General features: G+C 31.4%; 1 protein-coding gene. It reads left to right on the forward strand.

Annotation, left to right across the window (positions count from 1 at the left end; translation table 11 throughout):
- Nucleotides 1-361 (forward strand): penicillin-binding transpeptidase domain-containing protein (locus AYC60_RS04490; RefSeq protein ID WP_269146648.1); only part of this gene is annotated, 361 nt, incomplete at its 5' end.
- Between the last annotated feature and the right edge of the window lie 193 nt (nucleotides 362-554).

The raw sequence follows: 554 nt of genomic DNA on the forward strand, positions 1-554 counted from the left end.
ACTTGTTACTCACATGATGGAATCGGTAGTAAAAAATGGAGGAAGTAAAGGTGCACAACTTTATGCTAAGGGAACTACTGTTCCTGTAGCTGGTAAAACAGGTACAACTAGTGATTATGTTTCTGCATGGTTTACTGGATATACCCCTACATTAGTAACTGTAGTATATGTTGGAAATGATGATAATAAATCTATGGGTCGTGGAATGAGTGGAGCTAGTGCAGCACTTCCTATATGGAAAAATTATATGCAAGCTGTAGTAAACTTAGGAAACTTTGATATAGGAAGATTTGAATTTATCAAAGATGGAATTATGTCAGAAAAACTAGTAAAAAAAGTTATAGATTTAAGATCTGGTTGACTTGATACCGATGGATTTAAGGCTAGAGAAGCCTTATTTATTGCTGGAACAGAACCAGTTGAATTAGAAAAAATTATAGATGAAGGAGATTAAAATAGAATATCATTAATGCAAATTTTGTGTTAATGATATTTCTTTGTTTAAAGGTCTTTACATTTTAATCATAATATGTTAGTATATGTAAAATAACGAG

The sequence above is a fragment of the Streptobacillus felis genome (assembly GCF_001559775.1).
In the GTDB taxonomy this organism is placed as follows: Bacteria; Fusobacteriota; Fusobacteriia; order Fusobacteriales; family Leptotrichiaceae; genus Streptobacillus; species Streptobacillus felis.